The 22837-nt window shown below is 50.6% G+C and carries 17 protein-coding genes; 6 read left to right on the forward strand and 11 right to left on the reverse strand.

Annotation, left to right across the window (positions count from 1 at the left end; genetic code table 11):
- Positions 1–5: 5 nt before the first annotated feature.
- From ABV298_RS02980 to ABV298_RS03005, 6 genes are all read right to left on the reverse strand, one after another.
- Positions 6–3440 carry a TonB-dependent receptor gene (locus ABV298_RS02980; protein ID WP_353720712.1) on the reverse strand — a complete coding sequence of 1145 codons (3435 nt, stop codon included), beginning with the start codon at positions 3438–3440 and terminating at the stop codon, positions 6–8.
- 195 nt (positions 3441–3635) lie between these two features.
- A complete protein-coding gene (locus tag ABV298_RS02985) occupies positions 3636–4703 on the reverse strand; it encodes a FecR family protein (protein ID WP_353720713.1) in 1068 nt (355 codons plus the stop codon).
- 74 nt (positions 4704–4777) lie between these two features.
- Positions 4778–5359 (reverse strand): sigma-70 family RNA polymerase sigma factor, encoded by a 582-nt coding sequence (locus ABV298_RS02990; RefSeq protein ID WP_353720714.1) that lies wholly within the window; start codon positions 5357–5359, stop codon positions 4778–4780.
- 121 nt (positions 5360–5480) lie between these two features.
- Positions 5481–6104, reverse strand: coding sequence for a hypothetical protein (locus ABV298_RS02995; RefSeq protein WP_353720715.1), 624 nt, complete (start codon positions 6102–6104; stop codon positions 5481–5483).
- Between the two features lie 36 nt (positions 6105–6140).
- Positions 6141–6752 (reverse strand): 2'-5' RNA ligase family protein, encoded by a 612-nt coding sequence (locus ABV298_RS03000; protein ID WP_353720716.1) that lies wholly within the window; start codon positions 6750–6752, stop codon positions 6141–6143.
- Complete coding sequence (locus ABV298_RS03005) at positions 6752–6946, reverse strand: hypothetical protein (protein ID WP_353720717.1); 195 nt, start codon at positions 6944–6946, stop codon at positions 6752–6754. The genes ABV298_RS03000 and ABV298_RS03005 overlap by 1 nt, the downstream gene beginning before the upstream one ends.
- Before the next feature lie 203 nt (positions 6947–7149).
- Here ABV298_RS03005 and ABV298_RS03010 point away from each other — a divergent pair, with 203 nt between their 5' ends.
- The 5 genes from ABV298_RS03010 (at position 7150) to ABV298_RS03030 (ending at position 14986) form a co-directional block, all read left to right on the forward strand.
- A complete protein-coding gene (locus ABV298_RS03010) occupies positions 7150–8502 on the forward strand; it encodes an alpha-L-fucosidase (RefSeq protein ID WP_353720718.1) in 1353 nt (450 codons plus the stop codon).
- Positions 8503–9433: 931 nt separating this feature from the next.
- Positions 9434–11008: an RNA-binding domain-containing protein gene (locus ABV298_RS03015; RefSeq protein WP_353723131.1), complete on the forward strand. Its 1575-nt coding sequence runs from the start codon at positions 9434–9436 to the stop codon at positions 11006–11008.
- 241 nt (positions 11009–11249) lie between these two features.
- Positions 11250–11573 (forward strand): nucleotidyltransferase domain-containing protein, encoded by a 324-nt coding sequence (locus ABV298_RS03020; protein ID WP_353720719.1) that lies wholly within the window; start codon positions 11250–11252, stop codon positions 11571–11573.
- A gap of 331 nt (positions 11574–11904) precedes the next feature.
- Positions 11905–13344 (forward strand): hypothetical protein, encoded by a 1440-nt coding sequence (locus tag ABV298_RS03025; protein WP_353720720.1) that lies wholly within the window; start codon positions 11905–11907, stop codon positions 13342–13344.
- 280 nt (positions 13345–13624) lie between these two features.
- Entirely contained in the window at positions 13625–14986 is a 1362-nt protein-coding gene (locus ABV298_RS03030; RefSeq protein WP_353720721.1) for a sialate O-acetylesterase, read from the forward strand.
- 285 nt (positions 14987–15271) lie between these two features.
- Here the strand turns inward: ABV298_RS03030 and purL are convergent, their stop codons facing one another.
- The 4 genes from purL to ABV298_RS03050 form a co-directional block, all read right to left on the reverse strand.
- Complete coding sequence (purL, locus tag ABV298_RS03035) at positions 15272–18937, reverse strand: phosphoribosylformylglycinamidine synthase (protein ID WP_353720722.1); 3666 nt, start codon at positions 18935–18937, stop codon at positions 15272–15274.
- A gap of 141 nt (positions 18938–19078) precedes the next feature.
- On the reverse strand, positions 19079–20083 hold the full coding sequence (locus tag ABV298_RS03040; protein ID WP_353720723.1) for an acyltransferase family protein: 1005 nt from the start codon (positions 20081–20083) through the stop codon (positions 19079–19081).
- A gap of 84 nt (positions 20084–20167) precedes the next feature.
- Entirely contained in the window at positions 20168–20653 is a 486-nt protein-coding gene (locus ABV298_RS03045) for a DUF6644 family protein (protein ID WP_353720724.1), read from the reverse strand.
- 2 nt (positions 20654–20655) lie between these two features.
- Entirely contained in the window at positions 20656–21009 is a 354-nt protein-coding gene (locus ABV298_RS03050) for a DUF6152 family protein (protein WP_353720725.1), read from the reverse strand.
- Between the two features lie 136 nt (positions 21010–21145).
- Between ABV298_RS03050 and ABV298_RS03055 the strand changes: the two genes are divergently transcribed.
- Positions 21146–21703, forward strand: a complete 558-nt coding sequence (locus tag ABV298_RS03055; RefSeq protein ID WP_353720726.1) for a DUF4468 domain-containing protein — start codon at positions 21146–21148, stop codon at positions 21701–21703.
- Positions 21704–21712: 9 nt separating this feature from the next.
- Here the strand turns inward: ABV298_RS03055 and ABV298_RS03060 are convergent, their stop codons facing one another.
- A complete protein-coding gene (locus ABV298_RS03060; protein WP_353720727.1) occupies positions 21713–22513 on the reverse strand; it encodes an SGNH/GDSL hydrolase family protein in 801 nt (266 codons plus the stop codon).
- Positions 22514–22837: the final 324 nt, after the last annotated feature.

Here is a 22837-nt window from a genome sequence, read left to right on the forward strand (position 1 = left end):
GAGTTTTAAAACGACACGTTAATACCCAGCGAAGCGGTGGCGAAGAATGGATAATCATTTTCCACGCCATCACGTGTTTCCGGGTCGAAATAACCCTGGAACTTGCCCAATCCCGAGAAAGTCAGGATATCCTGGCCGGAGAAAAACACGCGTGCACGCGACATCTTTATGCGCTCGGTAATGCGCGAGGGGATCGTGTATCCGAACTGGATGTTTTTCAGGCGTACATAGCTTGCATCCAGCGTCCATTTGTCGGAAGGCAGGTAGTTGTGAGTACCGCCGGTGTATGGTCTGGGGAACAGCGCGTCGGTATGCTCGGGCGTCCAGTAATCACTGTGGATGCCCATAGCCTGTTTCCACGTTACCAGTAGCGGGGCAACCGATTCGGCCGTTGAGCGGTAACTGCGCTTGCCTACCCCCTGAAAGAATGCCGTGAAGTCGAAACCCTTCCAGCTGGCGCCGAGGTTCACGCCGAACAGGTAACGCGGCGCGGTAGTACCGAGCAATACGAGGTCTCCATGGTCTGCAACGGTTCCTTTGCCTATCGAAAGACGCTTGTCGCCATTACGGTCGATGTATTTCACATCGCCGGGCCCTGTGCGGTTATCCTGGAATGCCCATTCTTTTACCTCGTCGGCAGAGTTGAAATAGCCGGCTGTCTGATAGCCCCAGATCGTATTCAGCGCATATCCCTCGATCAGGTCGTTTTTCCCGGGTCCGACAACCGTCCGTCCCGAGAAATTGATGAGCTTATTATTATTATCGGAAAAATTAATGGCCACGGAATAGTTGAAATCCTTGCCGATCTTGTCGCGGAAGCGCAGCTCGGTTTCCCATCCCCACGATTTCAGTTCGCCGTTGTTCTTCCGTGGCGTGCCTACGCCGATCACTCCTGGTAACTGCTGCGGAGTGAGCATGTTGCGGTTGAACTTCACATAGTAATCGCCGCTGAATTGCAAACGGTTTTGCAGCAAACCGATATCGATGCCACCGTTGGTCGTTTCGATGGTTTCCCACGAAAGCGCCTCCGACGGAATAGAGCCCTGGTAAATGTAGGAGGTGCGCGAATCGCCCAACACAAGGTTGTTCCCGCGAGTAAGTTGGCTCACATAATCATAATAACCGATGTTGGTACCCAATGCGCCCCCGAGGCGTCCCCACGACCCGCGCAGCTTGAACTCAGAGAAAAACGGCAGCGGGGTGGCAAACCAGTTTTCCTGATGCAGGTTCCACCCTGCCGACACCGCCGGGAAGACCTTTCTCCTGTAACCCGGTGCCAGTTTCGAGCTCTCGTCCAACCGAATGGTGGCTTCGATAAGGTATTTATTTTTGTAGTTGTAATTAAATCTTCCAAAAACCGACTGGAACGCATACGTCGCGATTATCTGCCGGTTGCTTTTCGTCTTGTCGTCGCCCAGGTTCAATGTAGGCAAATCGTTGCTCACGAGGTTGGTGGCGGCGGTAAACAACGTGTCGGTCCGGAAGTCTTCCCACTGGTAACCTGCGAAAAGACCGAAATTATGGTCCTTACCCACCGTAAAGTCATAATTGACCAATGCCTGCAAGTTGGTATTCTTGGTCACGTCGTCGGTAATGGCGAACGAATTGATCTGGTTCACATACCCGGCCACCTTCGATTTGCTCCAAAGGGGCACAGTACGGTTAAACTGCTCGCGGTCGCCGCGGCGGTACTGCGTTCCGGCAATGGCGCGGATTTGCAAACCTTTGATAAAATTGGCGGCCGTCAGCGTAAACACCCCATCGAAGTAATTTCTACGGTTTTCATTATAACCGCCCGATTCGAGGATGGCATACGTGTTGTTGGCGGTATTATAACGGCCCTCCGGCGTGAAAAACGGATTTCTGGTACGGAAACGGTAAACCTGGTAAATCAACCCGCTGCCATTCACCTCCGTCGACGCAGTCCTGGCCTTATCGTTGGTGTAGGACAAACGGCTGTCGAGCGTCAGGTGCTTCGTCAGTTGCGAACCCAGGTTCAGCCTCACATTGTACCGGTCGTAACTGTCGGGGCCTACCTTGAAAACGCCCTGTTTGTTGTAATAGCCTCCCGAAAGCAGGAAGTTGAGCTTTTCCGTTCCGCCGCGGGCAGTCAGGTTATGCGTGCTCATGGAGGTGTACTTACGCAGGATCTGGTCGGCTATCGGTTCCTGATTGTAATACAAATAGGAAGAAGTATCGGCCGGGTTAACCACATAAGGAACGCCGTCGCGGATACGCTGGATTTCCTCGTCGGTATATTCCGGAGCGCTGCCCGAATTGGCGCGGGCCAGATTCGAGAACAGCGCCTCGTCCAGCAACGACATCCGTTTCGGTACATTCAGCGACCAGTCGATCCCCTGCTGACCCGTGTAGTCAAACGTAACCTTACCGGTTTTCCCTTTTTTGGTAGTAATCAAAATAACCCCGCCCGCGGCCTGCGCACCGTAAATGGCTGCCGCTGCCGCGTCTTTCAGTACGCTGATGTTCTCGACGTCGTTCGGGTTCATGGTTTGCATCGTGCTGATGGGCACACTAACGCCGTCGAGCAGTACGAGCGGGTTCACGTTGCCGTTGGCCGAAGTCGCGCCGCGGATCTGGATATTGATATTTTCACGGCCCGGCTGACCGGTCTGCCGGGTCACCACCAGCCCGGGCGTTACGCCCTGCATACCCGTAGCCAGGTTACTGGTGGGGCGGTTTTCAATGGCTTTCGAATCGATGGTCGATACCGCACCGGTGAGATTGGCCTTTTTCTGCGTGCCGTAGCCGACGACCACGACTTCCTCCAATGCACGGTCGTCCGTCAGCAGTTGCACATCGATCACCGTTTTGCTCCCCACCGTTATTTCTTGCGAAACATACCCTACAAAGCTGAAAATGAGCACTGCGTTATTGTCCGAGACGGAAAGTTTATATTTGCCGTCCGCATCGGTGGTGGTGCCCGTCTGGGTACCTTTCACGAGAATGCTCACGCCCGGCAGGCCCGCTCCCGCGTTGTCGGTCACGGTCCCCGAGATATCGATCTCCGCGGCCCGGGTTTCCACAGGTTCGGCCGACGCGTCAGGGTGTACTTCGGAGGTGTTCTTTTGCCGTTTGAGGATGATCTTGTTGCCCGATACCTCATATTTCAATCCGAGTGGCTGCAAAATACCGTCGAGCACCGACGACAACGTTTTGTTCTCAGCCTCGAAACTGATCTTTCGTTGCGATTGAATAATTTCCCGGCTATATAGAAAGCTGACATTCGCCGATTTTTCGAGTCTTGAAATCACCGATTCGATGCGTTCGTTTTCTACCGAGATCGAAATGCGCTGGTTGAGCATTTCCTGGGCTGCACCGTTTCCGGCCCAGCTGAATTGCATGAACAGCAACGTGAGCAGCATCTGGATACCCAGTAAACTGCGCAGGGATTGTTTGGAACCTGTCGAGTTCGATTTCATTGGTTAAGGAATTTCATGATGGGTTAAAGTTTAGAAAAAGCATTGTTTCGCCAGAGCTTCGTACCTGGCGGCGCGTCCAAAATCATGCACAGTGTGCACGGTGCAGCGTTTTTTTACATAGGCAAATGGTTAAGTGACAATTTCGCGAAGTACCGGGCGCCCCCGACTAGGCGTCCCCGACTAGGCGCCCCCCCGCTAAGGACAGCCCGTTCCGGAGATCGTGACTTCGTCGCCATTCAGCGTGAACGAAGCCTCGGTAGCCAGGCATATCAGCCGGATCTTTTCCAGAAACGGTTCGTCTTTGAGCGATGCCGTGACGGTGCAGCGGCTCATTTTCTCCCCGTCGAAACGGATTTTCACCGCATAATGCGTTTCCAACGTTTTGAATGCCTCCGATACCGGCATAAACCGGAAGTCGAACGGCTCCGTCTCTATCGCCGTAGTGGCCTCGGCGCGCGCGGGACCGGTAATCGAGCGGATCAGCCTGCCATTCCCACGGATGAGGCTGACCCGCTGGTTGGGATAAAGCGTGAGCGGCTTTTCAAGCTGGTCATCGTCCGTTAAAACGGCCACTTTGCCGGTTTTGACGACCACTTCCGCCTCGGCCCGGCCCGGAAACGACTTCACGCGGAAACTCGTACCCAAAACCCGGGTCGTCAGCTTGTCGGCGTGGACGAGAAAGGGTTTTGAAGGATTTTTGACTACCTCGAAAAACCCCTCGCCGTCGAGGTACACATTACGCTCGGCACCATTCATTTCCTTGCCGAAACGAATGGTGCTGCCTCTGCTCAGCAGTACCGACGAGCCGTCGGGCAAATTCACCAACAGTATGGGCTGTGATCGGTTTTCGCGGATTACCCAGCCGTCCTGCCCGGAAGCATTCATACCCGCGCTCCTCGTGCTCGCCGGGCGCCACGTCTTGCTCCACCAGAAGCCCAGCCCGATCAGCAGCACCGCGGCGGCGGCCCATCGTGCCCAGCGCCACAGCGGCAATGGCCCGTTCCTGCCGGCCTCCGTGCGTAGTAATTCCCGCAGCCTGCCCGCCGCTTCGGTGGTGTCGTCCGCCTGCACGGCATCGCGGCCGTACAATACCAGCAGCATTGCCACGGCTTTCTCGTAGGCCGGTCGTTTTTCGGGATAACGGTTCAGCAAATCCTCCCAAAATTCCCGGCTTTCAGGCGGCCGGTACTTTACCCAGTTGCGGAAAAATTCATTCTGAAGAAAATCTTCCGGAGTGTTCAAATCGTGATCCAGGGTGCCCATTCTTCATTCTTCAAATGATTTCTATGATATTATGAATGACCGGGAACGATATACCCTCGGATCAGGAAAAAAAATTAAAAAAAGAATAGGTTTAGTACCATCGTGACAAACCACCTGGCGCGGATGCGGGTAATGCCTTTTTGGAGGAAATTGGAGACCGACTGCCGGTTGACGCCCATCAGACCGGAAATGTCCGCCACGCTCATGTTTTCGTAATAGCGCAGGAACAGCGCCTCTCGCTCGCGCCTGGGCAGCGCCGCCATTTGCAGGTGCATCTGCGCCACGAGGCCATTCAACGTCTCTTGCTCGATCAGCAGCGATTCGGCGTTGAATTGCTCGGGCAATGAAGTATCCCAATCCAGCGATTCCTCGCCGGCGAACCGCTGGTGATACCGCATATGTCCGAGAATAGCGTGCCTGACGGCTTTGAAGAGGTAAAACTTGACCGACGGCGTTTGGCTGATCCGCTCCCGGTGCTGCCAGAGATCGAGGAAAACGTCCTGGATGCAGTCATCGACAATGCTTTCACCGACGAGAAACTTCATCCCATACCGTCGCAACGCGCCATAGTAACGCTCAGCGATCAGACCCAACGCCTCATTATCGCCATTACGGTAAGCCAGCCAAAGCGCGCTGTCGTCCGTCGTCCTGTCCAAGTTTCCCAAAAGTTTGATTACGCAGTTATCGGTTAACACGCATAGACGAAGAATCCTGTGGTCCACCTGACAACGTTCACCGACACTTTTTCCAAATTTTAGCCGGGATGATCACAAACTGCTAGTTATTATGGTCGTATAAGCACAACAGGCGAACGGGCTGTGAGATGCTGGTGATTGCCAGATTGCTATTCCTAATCAAAAACACGACATTATCGCTGCCGGGATGATAGCGTGCATGAACCTTATTGCCTGCTTCCAGCTGCAAATACCAATCCTCTGAAACCTCCACCGGCAATACTTTTCCAGTCACCGGATGTCCCACATAAACATAAAATGCCCTGGGCGATCGGATCGCGTTCTGCGCGCGGGGTAACCTGATGGATTCTTTATAGTGTACATTCAAATATGCCTGCAAGCTCATCGACGATTTGCGGTAAAGCCAATACTTCCGGATGTAATACAACAGCGTCGGACCGATATTCAGCAGGAAAATCAGCGCGGCGAAACCGATGAATAAAGTTCGTCCCTGCCCCTCTCGAAATAGCCACTGCACTAATGCATTTTCGAACTGGCTAATGTAGCTGTTCATCTCCTCCCTCCTCGCAAAGAGCGCCAGCGAAACGACGACAGACACTACTGATATAGTATAATATGCAATTTTCTCCCACTGCCGCTTGGCGAAAAGCAAACGGTGCGAGAGAAGATCGCCGTAGAATTCGTTGGAGGCGTAACGTTCGAACATCGATTACCTGATAAACGTCGGCATAAGCAATATCGGCTAAAACAAACTGGTCTGCTCACCTGCCGCAGGTCTTCCCAGCAAAGGAATCGTATCGATCACATCGTACTGCCTCCTTTTTTCATTGTATTTCCGGATCGCGAACGAGTCGCATAGAAACCCCGCTTCGTAGTCGGTAAACAGCGTATAAGCCAGCGCGATCCACTCGCGCGTAAGCCTGCGCCCGATGGACATATGCGGGTTCTTCGACTCATCGGCCCATTTTTGCATGTATTGCTTTTTGAATTTCTTATCGAAAGCCTTCATGATCGCCTGGGTGCGCTCGCGGATGGCGTTGGACGATTCTTCGGTGGGCTTAATGTAGAACGCCGAGAAGTTGGCGCGGTCGAAGTCGGCAAAGCCGGAGAAATTGAGCTGAAAAGGCGTTAAAGGAGTGATTAACCTTGTGTACTCTGCCAGAATCAAAGGGTAATCTGTCTCAGCGGCGTCGAAACCGTCGAGGGAAATGTGGCCATCGGCGTTGGCGCTGCCGTAGGATTTGCCGATGGCGTCGCGATAGCCTTGCTTGAAGCCACGGACATCCTCGTCGATGGGCGGCGGAGGCATGATGGCGAGGGAATACGAGCAAAGGCGCGAAGATGCTAGCTGCATTATTTTATATTCTTTTGAGTAAACACCGTCTTATCCATCCGCTGAAACGGCTTCAATGTTTGATAGACCAGAAAGGTAACCGCAGCAATCCGTTCCTGCGGCGTTTTACTTAACCAGTAGTCCAAATCATCTTCGGCTTGATCGACCGCCTTCATGTCGAACTGCCTTCCTACCATCGCGATTTTTCGGGCCATACGTAGTAAATTATATGTAAAATATCGCCTTTTTACCGTATTCTCAGCCTTGAATGCTGAAAATATAAATTCATTTTGCTAAAATATAAATTCATTTCGCGAATATATCCTTCCTCTTCACTTTCGTCGCTACGCTCTTAATTATCCTGAAAGGAGTATCATCCCGCTCTAAAATCGTCTTTGGCTAAACAATGAACCAAACAATGCGCTCACGAATTTTAACTTTCCTCCTATTCCTCGGTCTCGCCACCGCCACCCACGCCCAGCAAACGACCAACAAACCCGACCGTGTCAGATGGTTTCAGGACCTGGGTTTCGGGATGTTCATTCACTGGAACGTGGATGTCTCGCTCGGGACGGTGATCAGCCATTCGCTCGCTGGGGCATCGGACGATTACGTGAGCCGGTACATCAGGGAATTGCCCACATTCTTTAACCCCAAAAAGTTCGACCCCGACGAATGGGCCACGCTGGCGCGGCTTGCAGGAATGAAATATGTCGTTTTCACGACCAAGCACCATGCAGGCTTCTGCATGTTCGACACGAAAACGACGGCCTTCAACGTCATGAACACCCCCTTCAAACGGGATGTGACGAAGGAGATCATTGAGGCATTCCGCAAGCAGGGCATCGCCATTGGACTGTATTTTTCGCCGGAAGACTTCCTGTTTTTCCACCAGAACGGCATCCCGCTCGGCCGCTTGCAGGACAAGCGCCAGTTCCCGACGAACAACCCCAGGCTAATGGAGTACGACAAGGCGCAGATCAGGGAACTTCTCACCAATTACGGTAAAATCGACATCATGTTCTTCGACGGTCCCGGCGATGGGCTGCGCGAGTACGCGTGGAGCCTGCAACCCGATCTCGTGATCACGCGCGACGCCATGAACACCCCCGAGCAAAACATCCCCGACAAAGCGTCGCCGCGCCCGTGGGAAGCCTGCTACACCATGGGCACCGACTGGCAATACAAACCCACCAACGACCCGCACAAATCGGGCACGGAGATCATCAACATGCTCATCGAGATCCGCGCCAAGGGCGGCAACTTCCTGCTGAACGTCGGCCCGAAACCGAACGGCGAAATCCAGATCGAGCAGGAGGCGCTCCTGCGTGAAATTGCCCTCTGGAACTTCGCGAACGGGGAGGCCATATACGCCGTAAAGCCATTGCCCGTCATCCGCGACAAAGACATCTGGTTCACGCAATCCAACGACGAAAAAGCCATTTACGCCTTCATCACCAAGAAGCGCGACGACGAATGGAAATACGGCCAACGCCGGGAGTTCCTCTTCCCGATGATCGAAGGCAATGCTTCGACCAAAGTCGAAGTCCTCGGTTACGGCAGCGAGCTGGTGGAATACGTCAACAATTTCGACGCCTCGATCCGCCACGCCCCTACTCCGCTCGGCCTGGCTGTGAGCGCCGTGAACGGTCAGCGGTTTTACACGAACCGTACGTGGCCTAATGCAGTGGTTTTGAAGATATCCAATGCGAAGTTCAGGGTTCAGGAGGAGAAGAAGACTTCGAAATCGGGGATTGACGGGGCGCAATAGTGTTTTGCGTTGTTAATGCATTGGAATGGAGGCTGCCTGGGTGGTCTCCATTTTTTTTTTGAGTTTTAGTCTTTGCGTAAAAAGTAAGAGGAACGTTGGTTATTGAAATTTGAAATCCTGCGGGAGAACATTCACTCATTCCCTTCCACGGCCCATTCACTCATTCGGTCATTCAATCATCGAGCTTCTGAAAGAAGAAGACCAGCTCGCGGAACGTGCAAAACAAGTCGCTAGCCTTCGGGTTGTGGCCTAGCTCTCCCTGCGCGATCATACAATCGGTGTAGATCGTCCAGAGGTCTTCGACCCATTCTGCGGGGCGTTCATGCTTAATAACGTCTTTACGTGCTCGGCATAGGCGAGCGTGGTCGAATCCGGGGATTCGAGATGTGTTTGTTGATTCATAACTTACTTGTTTTGGGATAAGAAAATGCCCTGTCTTCAGGTGTCCCAGTGTAAGTAAATCACACTCGGGGTGCTTTCGCTGGCCCCACACCATAACAGGGCAATGTTTTTAATGTGTTTCATAGTTTTTACTTGTTTTGGGAGGGCGCATATTCAGGAGAATTTTACCGGAATGCAAGTTAAGGCGACAGCAATTTTCCAACGGCGGCAACTCATTCAACACATAATAATTTTAAAAGTAGTCATACCCCGATCGTTTGATTTCATGCAATTATGAGCTAATCCAGCGGGCTCTACGAAACGTTGGATTATGAAGTGAAGGACCAAGTGATCACGGGACTCGTGATCCATCGCTGGCCATTCAGAAACCAGCCAAAGTTAGTCCCCGTACTTTCTCCTTTACCGTTAGGTCATTCTCTTGCCCGTTAAATAATTTTCAGAAGCCGTAAAGTTCGATTGTAGGTAATTCGGATAAATGGGATACAAATGAGACTAGAACGATTATTTCAGCTATTGCAACAAAAAAGGTCTGCACCTCGAATTTAAGGAAGCAAAGTCCTCACTACCTGACGGTATATTTGAATCAATTTGTGCTATGCTAAATAGTGAAGGCGGAGATATTTTACTTGGCGCGAACGATTTCGGCAGTATTTTAGGTGTTGAGGCTAATCAAGTAGATAAAATGATCAAGGATTTGGTCAGCCTATCAAATAATTCAACGAAAATCAGCCCGACTTTCATTCTATTCCCACGTAAATACGAGATAAATCAAAAATGGATTATTCATGTTCAGGTTCCTGCCAGCTCACAGGTTCACAAAACCTCTCAAATCATTTTCAACAGGAGCGGCGACGGAGACTTCAGGGTAAGCGAAGCACCGCAAATCGCTGAAATCTTCAATCGCAAACGGACACACTACACTGAAAACACGGTTTACCCGTTGCTTCGATTTGAAGATTTCAACGCGGCGTTGTTTCCTAAAATCAGAAATCTGATCCGCAGCAATAATCCTGACCACCCATGGCTCGCACTAGACGACCGGCAGTTCCTCGAAACCGCAGGACTCTGGCGGCGAGACTTCCTTAACGGTCAAGAAGGATATACCCTTGCAGCTGCCCTGCTACTGGGAAAGGATGAGGTTATCACACAAATTCTGCCTCACTATAAAATTGATGCTCTTGTTAGAATTCATGACTTAAACCGCTATGATGACAGAATATATATTCAGACAAATTTGGTTGAGGCGTATGAACAACTTATGAACTTTGTCGAGAAACACCTTCCGGATAAATTCTTTCTTCAAAGAGATCAACGAATCAGTCTTCGAACCGCCATTTTCCGCGAAGTGGTTGCTAACATTATCGTGCATAGGGAGTACACAAATGCTCGTCCTTGTACATTTGTAATTGGCAAAAGTCATGTCGAAACTGAGAATGCAAACAATCCTCACGGTGAAGGAATGATTAACCCCGAACGCTTTGCACCGTTCCCGAAAAATCCCGTGATCGCTAAGTTCTTCATTCAACTTGGTAGGGTAGACGAACTTGGATCTGGCGTACTGAACGTCACACGATTCACAAAACCGTATGTCGGAAGACGCAAGCCAGAATTTATGGAGGGTGTTACATTTCGAATCAAAATTCCCATTCCGACAAACAAGTCTGAGGGAGGAGACGAAGGATCATCAGACGGTAGCGTGAACGCATTCCCAACTGGTGTCGAAAATGGGCTGTTAAATGCCCCGTCAAATGCCTCTGTAAATGGTAGTTTAAATAATGCGATAATCTGTAACGGAAAGGTAATACCATCTCTGTTAATCGAAACTGTTGATCGATTGATAGAAAGTGGAATAAGCGGCAAAGAGCTTGTCGAGCAAACAAATACAAACAGAATCGGCCTAATTCAGGTTGTATTTACCATAGTGGAAAAAGAGGGGCAAAAGGCGCAGGATATAGCATTGAAAATTCAAAAGTCTAGGGCAACCGTCGAACGCTACATCAAAAATGCGAAAGCGCTCAACATTTTGAGATTCGTCGGATCGTCTAAAACCGGGGGATATCAAACAACTGAATACTTCGAGAACAGGCTTGCCGAAGGTGATTAACTGGTAATGAAGAAGTGAGTGAGTAAGTGATGGAGCAAATGAGGGTGTAAATGATGGAGCAAATAAGGGACTAACCACAAAAGCCGGTATATTAGCCACATTATCTTTAACACTTGAACCCAATGCGCCCCAAAAATCCAGCAACAACTCACTCGCCTCGAAACCCTGCACAACATTCGAATCGTCCGCCGTGGAGAGCGGGAGCCGGCTTGGGGATTTGCTTCGGTGAATAGCGATTAGTATGTGCTGCGGCCCCATCCTCGCGTGCGACTGGATATGCACAGCGGACACGATGGCGCCTACGGAGTTTATCAAACTGCTCGACAGCCAGGTAAAGGACAAGGCCGTGCGACGCGAAATCGACAACCTGCTGGTCCGCAAATCCGGGGGCGAAGAACTCGCCAGGGGGCCACGCATTCCGCTGCTGCACGATTTCCTGACGGAGAAACTCGCGCTTTACAAAGAATATGCAAAGCAACTTCCCGCCATGACGATGCCCGACACGGATGCGTTAAATACACTGTTCAGGGACACTTTGGCGGAGGTCTGGAACATAAAGATCTGAATTTCCAGAAGCTCGTTTCTGCGGTTGCTATGAGATACTTCGCAAAACCCAACAGAAAACCAGCATCTTGTAACCGTTTGATCATTGGTCGACCGCCTGTACATTCTCCTACTACATTCGCTTGCCTTTCAAATCCAAATTACCTTTCATTGCATCGTACTTGACGGGCCATTAATTCTACCAGTCAGGACTCAACATCATCTTCTAGGACTTGTCCCTTTCGAAACGGGAAGCGCTAACTTGTTTTAGCTGCCGCCGTCGTTGTCACGCGCCGGTTTTCCACAAATCTTATTCAGTCCTTTTTGCATGTTTCACTTTAAACAAACTAGCGATGAAGAAAATGTTGTTTCTGCTTACCATAACTGCGTGTAACCAGCCCAGCAGCGGCTGGCCCGATCCTGTCCCCGGAAAACCGTTCGAGATAGCCACCGCCGAAGATTCGGCGCGAACCAACGGACCTTTTATGCGCATTCATCCGATGGGGCATTATCCGGAGATGATCCATGACAATATCGAACGGCAGCCGAAGCTCAAAATAGAGGATTGGCTGTCTACGCCAATCCCGCTCGCCGATTTTGGGCGTATCCTGAAACCCGGACAGGAAATGGAAATGGTCGCATTCGGTGGTGGCTTAACCGCAGGTGTGATGAATGGCGGCATTACCCGGGAAAGTCAGCAAACCAACTATACCAATTTGCTGGCGCATCAGATGGGGATTAAGAATTTCGAGATGCCGCTTTTTGATAAGGAGCATTACAATGGCACTGGCTATTACGTATATCGTAATACGGAAAGCGGGTATCCGCAGTGGGACCGGGTGGTGAACAATACCATTTCGGCTTTGCCGGGAGATCCGCCGACCATGCCGGAGTATCTCGGGAAGATTTCTAATTACGCAATGCCTGATGGTAGAGCAGAATGGCTGATACATGACGACGCATGTGAGAACTGCGAATTGAATAAGACCATGATCCCATGGTTCAAAAGGTACCTGCCCAGATATCCATCCCAGGCATTTCAGAAAATCAGGGAAGATGTGCCTTACAATTTTGTCATTCTAGATGAGTTTTTCGATCGTTGGATGACTGGAATTAGATTGACAGGGCAAATAGGGATGTATGATATAGCTTTTAATGGCTCCATTCAACTTTCGGGAAAAATCACCGACTATGCCCTCAACGGCGTATTAAACAAAGGTCAAAAAGGGGTGATATTTACAGTTCCCCGCTACCAGGATCTACCGTACATGGACTGGTATTCGAGCCAGGAGCTGGCAAAAAGAGGATGGGGTATTTATATTAGTTTTAATCGCAATGGCAATGCAGATCAGCTTTTGGATGTCTCACGACCCAGTTCCATGATCCCGTCCGCCAAATTGCATCACCTTTTCGAAAATTTCAGTCGTGGCGGGGAATTTCGGGTCAATTTCCAAGATGTAGAAGTGATAGACGAAGGGGAAACTTTTAGTTCCGATCCCCGCCCATACAACGGTAAAATTAGGGAATATGCGGCGGAAAAGGACCTCGCCGTGGTAGATCTCTTCGACCTCTACCAGCGCATTCACCAGGGAGGATACAGAACAGATGACGGTATTGAAGTGGATGGAACCGCTTACGGTAACTTTTTTTCGTCGGACGGCATCTATCCCACGCCGTTCGGACAGGCCATTATTACCAATGAGGTTATCAAGGCGATTAATAAGCATTATAACGCTAAGATCCCTTTGATAGATATTGCCGAATTCGTCAAAAAGACAGAATTTGAAAAATAACATTCATCAACCAACATAGAAATGAAAACACTTTTCATGTGGATATGCGTATTCACCTGCTTCATCTCTCGTACTTGCGATGCGCAAATAGTATCGCTGTCTTATCCGGTTAATAACAGTGTAATCCAACGTAACACCCTTAACACTGTAACTGTCGCAGGTCAACTTATTTACGGCGACCTTACGGTTACGGTCAGTTACAGGTTCCGTCCGGTAAGCGCGACCGGTGTTCCGGGGGGTACCCGGCCCTGCAACCAATCTTAGCCTCGCACCCAACGGCATGTTTTATGCGCTGCCAGTGATAAGTAAGGGTTGGTACTTGTGTGAAATCCTCGTGAACGGTGTTGTTTATACCGCTAACAAATTTGGCGTAGGCGACGTATTTATCATCGCCGAACAGTCCAACGCCCAAGGTGTTAAAGATGAGCAATATAAGCTACCTGCAGGCTCGGGTATACCTGAATGGGTCGTAGGAGCGTCCGAAGACAAAACTTGTACTAAAAAACTACCCGAATCGTTCACCAACATGTTTCCGCTGAACACTGCTGATGATGCGAAGCGGCATGGCCCTTTGGGGCCGACAGGAAATAGTATATGGGCTTACGGAGTTCTCGGCAAGCTAATTTCCGACGCTAATGGAGGAATGCCGGTGGCATTCTTCAACGCGGCTACGGGAGGATCAAGTGTAACCGAATGGAAGCAGGGCGCCGATGGCGTCGAAGCAAAACATCCCTACACCGGAGCACAAGTTTGTTTGGGTCACAATGGAGGCTCTGTGATTCCAAAGGACTATTACGGCCAGCCATACACGGCGCTGAAAACCGCTTTGAATTACTACGGATCGCTGTATGGTGTTCGGGCCGTGCTCTGGCATCAGGGGGAAGCCGATGCAGACGCAAATGTAGACCCGGTTTACAAAGCAAGCAGTGCCGCCGACTATCAGGCAAAACTGCAAGCGGTGATTGCCAAATCCCGATCTGATTTTGCGGCGCCTAACCTCACGTGGTACATTTGCAAAGCAACTATCAGCAAGTTTGGGCCCATCAACGCGACGATTAGAACAGGACAAGGCAATACGCCAACTGGCTCCACGGTTCTTCCAGGCGCAGAGACAGACTATGTGAGTGGAAGTGCGGGAGCTACAACTGTAAGCGATGGTGGCGACGAATATCGTAAAGACAGCACCCATTTTTATGAAGGCACGGGACAAATTAAAGGCCTTACTTGGCTCGCTGGCAAATGGGCTGCGACCATTGGTGCTCTCAGCAATCCCGTTGCCGCCAGTTACGTCCCGCTACTTATGTATTCCAAGAATAACGATTGGCGAACGCTTACCGCTCCTTCCGGAGGTGTGCAGTATCATTGGAATCCTTCACACATTAATAACCCAGGTGTTGCAGGAGGAACGACGAGCGTATTTACCACTGACAAAAATTGGTTGTTCGGTATTAGATGTTACATGAAAGATGCTATCGGAAACTGGCATGTTTCTCCTACGATAAGTGTAGGACAATATAGTAACCAACGGAAAGGAATGAATATTTCCGATGCGAAGGAAAGCGAGCAGCCAGGCTTCGAATTAAACGCCTACCCCAACCCCTTCACAAAAAAGCTTCACCGTTACATTCGATGTTGCCGATGATAATAGCTATGTCAAATTGGAAGTGGTAAATAATCAAGGCACGGTCCTGAAAACGGTTGTCAACAATCCGCATGCAAAAGGCAAATGGCAATACGAGGTCAAAGAACTACCGGAGAGCCAAAGTGATATTTTATTTTGCAGGTTAAAGGTCAATGAAAGCTATACGATCAAAAAACTTGTACACATTCATGATTAGGAAAACAAAAAACCCGTCGCGACGATATTGCGACGGGTTCTGTTAGCAGAGAACCTTCTCCATCCCCCTTCTTCCCTTCCTCCTTAAAATTACTTATTCCGCTCCTCGATCCACTTCCTGGCATTCACAAACGCTTCCATCCATGGCGAGACTTCATCTTTCCGGCCCTCCGGATAATGCGCCCAGTGCCATTGGAATAGCGAACGTTCGATATGCGGCATCGTCACCAAATGCCGGCCGGTGTTGTCACAGAGAATGGCAGTATTGTAATCCGAGCCATTAGGGTTGGCCGGGTAGGTTTCGTAGCCGTATTTGGAAACAATATGATACTGGTCCTCGGCCAATGGCAACTGGAACCGGCCCTCCCCGTGTGATACCCATACGCCCAGCGTGCTGCCCGCAAGCGACGAGAGCATTACCGAGTTGTTAGGCTGAACAGTCATCGAAGTGAAAATGCTTTCGTGCTTGCCACTCGCGTTATGCAGCATTTTAGGCTTGTTTTCGTGATCAGGGTTGATCAGGCCGAGTTCGATAAAGAGCTGGCAACCATTACAGATGCCGACAGAAAGCGTGTCTTCGCGTTTGAAGAAGTTCTCGAGCGCGATTTTGGCCTTTTCGTTGTACAAAAATGCCCCTGCCCAGCCCTTGGCGGAGCCAAGCACATCGGAGTTGGAGAAACCGCCCACAGCGCCGATAAATTGAATATCTTCCAAAGTTTCACGGCCGGAAATGAGGTCCGTCATGTGGACATCCTTCACATCGAAACCGGCAAGGTACATGGCGTTGGCAAGCTCGCGTTCGGAGTTGCTGCCTTTTTCGCGGAGCACCGCGGCTTTAGGGCGCGGCTTCGAGGCGTCGATTACCGGTTTTTTACCGTCGAATTGCGCCGGGAATTTGTAGCGCAACACATGATGTTTGTAATTGTCGAAACGCTCTTTCGCGAGGCCGTTGCCGGTTTGTTTCTGATCCAGCAGATACGATGTTTTGAACCAGACGTCGCGCAGACGGTCGATATCGAAGTCCCATTTGCCTGTGGCGTCTTTCACGGTCAGCGTAGCGGCGAGATTTACAGTCCCGATCTTTTGGAAAACGATGCCATTTTCGGCCAGTATGGCCTCGGCGGGTTCGTCGGCCTGGAATACGATACCGATGTTTTCGGAAAACAGTTTCTCGATAATGTCCTGATCGCCGAGTGCCGACAAATCGATGGAAGCGCCCAGGTCGCGGTCCGCGAAGCACATTTCGAGCAAGGTCGTGATCAGCCCGCCGCTACCGATGTCGTGACCAGCATGGATTTTACCTGCTTTAATGAGCTGCTGGATCGCATTGAATGCAACCTTGAACTTTTCAGCATCCTGAATATCAGGCGTTTCGGAGCCGATTTTGTTCAGGATTTGCGCGAATGACGACCCACCCAGTTTGAAGCGATCACCCGAAAGGTTGATATAATAAATAGCACCACCCGATTTACGCAGAACCGGCTCTACCACTGCGGTAATGTCGTCGCAATGAGCGCCTGCCGAAATGATCACGGTGCCCGGGGCTATTACCTCGTCATTTTTGTATTTCTGCTTCATCGACAGGGAATCTTTTCCTGTCGGGATATTGATGCCGAGGCTGATCGCGAAGTCGGAGCAGGCCTGTACGGCTTTGTACAAACGCGCGTCCTCGCCTTCGTTCTTACAAGCCCACATCCAGTTGGCCGAAAGCGATACCGTCGCCAGACCGTCTTTCAGCGGTGCCCAAACGATGTTGGAAAGCGCTTCGGCTACCGCGTTGCGGCTGCCTGCTGCCGGATCGATCAACGCCGAAAGCGGTGCATGGCCGATGGAAGTCGCGATGCCGTCCTTCCCTTGAAAATCGAGAGCCATTACGCCGACGTTATTTAAAGGCAATTGCAGCGGGCCCGCGCATTGCTGCTTCGCCACATGGCCGCCCACACAGCGGTCGACCTTGTTGGTCAGCCAGTCTTTCGAGGCAACCGCTTCGAGTTGCAGCATTTGTTCGAGATACTCGTGTAGCCTCGTAATGTCGTATTGAACCGGCTGGTAAGTACGCACCACAGTTTTGTCGTGCATATATGTCTTCGGCGAGCTGCCGAACATTTCGTCCATCGCAAGGTCCATAGGCTTGGCACCGGTGGTCGACGATTCGAATGTGAAGCGATGGTCGCCGGTCACTTCTCCTACCGTATACATCGGCGCGCGTTCGCGGTCGGCGATACGCTGAAGGAAATCGATGTTATCCTGGCTGATCACGAGCCCCATTCTTTCCTGGGATTCGTTGCCGATGATTTCCTTTGCGGAAAGCGTCGGATCACCCACCGGCAGCTTGTCGAGGTCGATCTTGCCTCCTGTTTCTTCCACGAGCTCCGACAAACAGTTCAAATGTCCGCCGGCTCCGTGGTCATGGATGGAGACAATCGTATTATTATCGCTTTCTACCATGCCGCGCACGGCATTAGCCACACGTTTTTGCATTTCAGGATTGGAGCGCTGGATCGCATTCAATTCAATACCTGAACCAAATGCGCCCGTATCCGCGGATGAAACGGCAGCACCGCCCATCCCGATCCGGTAGTTCTCGCCGCCCATCACCACTACTTTGTCGCCGGTGGCCGGCGTATGTTTTTTTGCCTGGTCGGCTTTTCCGTAACCGATACCACCTGCCTGCATAATTACCTTATCGTAACCCAGCTTGCGGCCGGCTTCCTCATGCTCGAAAGTCAGCACCGAGCCGACGATCAACGGCTGACCGAATTTGTTACCGAAATCGGTGGCGCCGTTGGATGCTTTGATCAGGATATCCATCGGCGTCTGGTACAGCCATTGGCGTTCCTCCACCCCTTTTTCCCACGGCCTGTTTTCTTCCAGGCGCGAGAGCGCCGTCATGTACACGGCCGTACCCGCGAGCGGGATCGCGCCTTGCCCGCCTGCGAGGCGGTCGCGGATTTCACCGCCGGAGCCCGTCGCCGCGCCGTTGAATGGTTCTACCGTGGTCGGGAAGTTGTGAGTCTCCGCTTTCAGGGAAAGTACGGATTCAAAATCCTTGATTTCGTAATATTCCGGCACATCCGGGCGCTTCGGCGCGAACTGCTGCACTACCGGACCTTTCAGGAACGCAACATTGTCTTTATATGCCGAAACGATCGAGTTCGGATTCGTTTCCGAAGTCTTACGGATCAGTTTGAACAGCGATACCGGTTGCTCCTGGCCGTCGATCACGAATACCCCATTGAAGATCTTGTGACGGCAATGCTCTGAGTTGACCTGCGAAAAGCCGAATACCTCGGAGTCGGTGAGCTTTCGGCCAAGTTTTCCGGCGAGGTTGTTGAGGTAATCCACCTCCTCGTCGCTTAATGCAAGGCCTTCCTGCTTGTTATAGGCAGCAATATCGTCGATTTCCCGAATGGGTTCAGGTTTGATATTAATGGTGTAAATGTCCTGGTTCAGCTCGCTGTATTTCTGCGAGAGCATCGGATCGAAATCCGTGAAATCAGCACTTACCTTTTTAAATTCCTCGATGCGTACAATGCCTTCCAATCCCATATTTTGGGTAATTTCGACGGCATTGGTGCTCCACGGCGTGATCATGGCAGCACGTGGCCCGACGAAACAGTCTGTGAGAACGGTCTCCTTCCGGAGTTCTGCGCCGCCGAAAAGCCAGCTCAATTTGGAAGTATCGGAGGCAGTGAGCGTTCGCTCGGTTTGTAGTGCAAAGACGGTTTCGTCCCCGCCTGTGAAGAAGTAAATCATGATGTCCAATTAAGGCGCAAAGGTACGATAAAAATCGCCGAAGGCCATAGGAAGAATGAAAATTGGTGACCTACCCGAACAACAACGGAAAGAATGTGCATTGTTCCTTGGCGGGCATTTTTTCAGGCGATCACCCGGATATCACCGCAACATAACCATCAAATAACTTCTCAATCCGGCCAGGTCCCTACCCGACCCCAATAACAACGCACGGGTCACAGACCACCGCAGGCTTAAATAATAAACCGAAAGCGGAACGAACGTTGCCACGACCAACCGCAAGGCGATCGACTCCGTAAAATGGTCGAATATAAAAATCTGTATGCCCTGATGCAGGTACATAATCACCAATGAGGCCTTTCCAATATCAACAAGCAGGCCCCAGCGGGGAAGGTTCGAAAAAACATAGACCAACACCGCCACACTTGCCAACGCACTCCCGAAAGTGACGAACGGGATTCCGTAAAAGGCATTTTTCATATCATAATAATTGGGATAACCGGCAATAACCAGCCCAGCCCCGCATGCTGCGGCGATTAAAGCGCCCCCTATCTTGACCACCATTTTATGGTGCCTCACTAGAAAGCCGCAAAAGTAGAATGGCACGGCAGCCAACACCACGTTTACATTGTGTGGGAACTTGAACATGTCGAAATATTGGTCATTGAGGAAACTGACGCACAGCATCCCCACAATAATGAGCATGTTGACCGGGACTGAAAAGCGGAACAGTAAAAAATTGCCGACTTGTTGGGTCAGAAACAACACCGGCACGAACCAGAATACACCCAGATAATTATAGGCGTACCGCCCTCCCAGCAACAAACATTGCCAACCGCAGTCGTCGCGCCCCACAAGCTTGTTCACTACGAAAATCCCTGCAAAATAGACCGCGTACGGGATCAGCAACTGACCAAACTTCTCGATAAAAAAATGGCTGTAATTTTGCCGGATCACGGAAAGGTAGCCCGACAGGAAGAAAAACAGCGGCATATGAAACGAGTAGATCGTTTTTACCCAAAGGCTACTGAAATGCTGCTCGTAAATAGCGACATGTGTAACTACGACGCATATTATGCCAAAGCCTTTCAGCATATCGATGCGGACATCCCGTTCTTGGTGCGGGGGTTTAACGTCGGGGGCCATGTGTGCTTTTTCCTCAAAGCTGCCGCATAGCCCGCACAACAAAACGACCTAATTATCAGTCGCCCAGCGGGAATGAACGAACGGCTAATAAGCCAGCAACCGCCCGCAAGCCACCACCGCCACCCAAACGACAATCGAAACACCGCCACAAATGCGGGCTAAGGCAGGCAGCTCTTCTACTCCGCCACGCAGTTTGAAAGGCTCATAAACCAACCGGTGAAACACGAATACATTCACCGCGGCGATCCATATCAACCCTACCTTCGTCCAGAACACCGGGTCCACACCGAGCGCCTGTGCATTGGTGATAAACAGCAAAACGCCCGAAGGGACAATCAATATCAGCCCCCGTTGCGACCAGGGCAGCAAATAATTCGAGAGCACCGTAACGGGCAGATTGCGCGAAAAACCCAGCAGGCGCAGGTCGAAAAGAAAGGCTGCGCCTACCAGGAGCACTATTCCGAGAATATGGACAATTTCAAGCGCGGGGTACAGCCACAGCGATTGCCTGATACCGACAGCCCAAGCCGATTTATCGAGCCATAAAAGCCACTGATGGTACCACTGCACGCCTAGCGAAGTTCGTATTTATCATTTCCTACAAAAATGCGCTCTGCACGCATTTCATTCTTCTCGGTTTTGTGCGGATAAGCCACAAAACGGATCGTGGTGCCTTTTTTGATCATATCCGCATTCAGCCCGCGCGATTCCATACGCGTTACGGGCGCGAGGTAAACGGTCGTCAATTCCTTTTTGTACTTCACCTTGGCAAGCACATGGGGATTTTCGTAGGTAAGATCTTCGATTTTGGCTTTAAAATCGGTCGGTTTGGTCTGGTCGTAGTCGGCCCAGCCATGATGCAGGAAAGTGAACGAGACGCAGGCCAGCAGCGCCAATGCAAGCGAAATGTTTTTAAACTTTGCCATAACATGTTGAGTTTAGTGCAGTTAAAGGTAACCAAATCCATGTTCTTAAAAAACCAAACCAATAACGATACCGGTGCCTGCTCCGCGAAATTCTTTTCCGCTATATTTGCCCGGTCACCAAACTCAATTTTCTACCTTGAAACATCTGGTCCTTTTTGCACTGCTTTCCGCAGCTACCCACACTTTCGCGCAGGACGGCCGTCTGCCGCTCGACGCCAAAAACAACATCAGTTACACCGATTCGGGACAGCCTCAACTCGGCAAAACCGAGCTTCATCGGAAAATCAGGGAATGGGTCGACAAAAAATTCGGCAATGCCGAAAATGCAATCACCAGCGACGACACACAAGCGGGCATAATTCTCATTACCAGCTACATACCTGTGATTCATTCGAACTACCAGTACGTCCGTTTCGATCTGGGCATTCAATACGACGATGGCCGGTACGACGCACGCATTACCACCCTGGACGGCGTTTCGGCGGAGCATTCTCCCGTCCGGCTGAATGCCAGGGAAAATGATGAAATCACTGCCAAAGAGCAAATCGTCAAGACCGAGAGCAGCCGCAAGAAACGCAAGGACGCCGAACTCGCCCTGCAAATGGCGAAGGCGGATAACGACGGTATCAATACATCACTATACAACCTGCTGGCCGATCTGAAAAATTACATTACCAGGCCGAAGACCGAGTAACCGGGCCAGTTATTCGAGCCCCTTCCATTTTTCGACCAGCATTTCAGCGATTACCCCGTATCCTTTGTCGGACGGATGCAAGCCATCGTAAGTCATATCAACGGACTCTTCCGGGTACGGATATTCGTCGGTTTCCGGATTGAAGGGCACATCCACGTATTCAGGATACCTGTAATCCTTGTAAGTGCCGGTTTGAGGGTCTTTCAGGCGTTTGAAACGCACCATATTATCCAGATTAATGCCGCTGTCATGATATAAGTCCACCACGGGTATTTTCTCTTTCTTCCCGATTTCCACCACCGCATTGGCAAACTGCTCCAATGTCTGGCCGTTCTTCGGCTTGTAGGAACCGAACGCGTTATTCTTATAACTATTGATGTACACGAAATCCCCGCGCTGCATAGGCGTGATCAGAATGATTTTCGCTTTTTTGTTGAGCTGTTTCAGTTTGTCGGTAATGACACGGAACGCGCCGTAAACGGTACCGCTGCCTTTCGCCCCTTCATAATCGCCAACCGTTCCCAGGGGTTTTCCCTGCCACCAGTCGTTGGTGCCGAGGAAAATTGTGTACACATCGGCCTTTACAAGCCCCAGCGACTCGATTTTATCGGCGATATTCACCGACGTCCAGCCATTGTGCCCCTGATTGATATAAGTAACCTGCGGAAATTTCTCCGCGATCAGCGTTAAGTATCCCTTTGTCACCCGGTTGCCTGTCTCGTTCTTATGGTCGTTCAGGTAAGTGATGGAATCGCCAATAGCGAGCCAAACGACCTTCCGGGGCTTGGAAGCGCCTGCGATGACGAGCAATACGAAGAAGAGGAACAGTTTTTTTCATCGGGATTTCAGGATTTTAAAATTTCCTGAAAGTTAACCGAACCTAGCCGGGGCTGCAAATCGCAAAATACTTTCGTAAAACAGTTCCTGGCGCCCGCTTTCCGCTTTGTGGTTTGTTTCCAACTATATGGTCGAATTTAATTCCCGGCCATTTAATTTTTTCTACACAAATTCTACACATATTCGAAACAATGTCGTATAAATACGAAAAAACCAAAGGTTTACATTATTTCATTCAAAAAATTGATATTCAATATATTATATATTAAAAAGAGCGTAGAACTTTATTTACTGTTC

Source organism: Dyadobacter sp. 676 (genome assembly GCF_040448675.1).
Lineage (GTDB): Bacteria > Bacteroidota > Bacteroidia > Cytophagales > Spirosomataceae > Dyadobacter.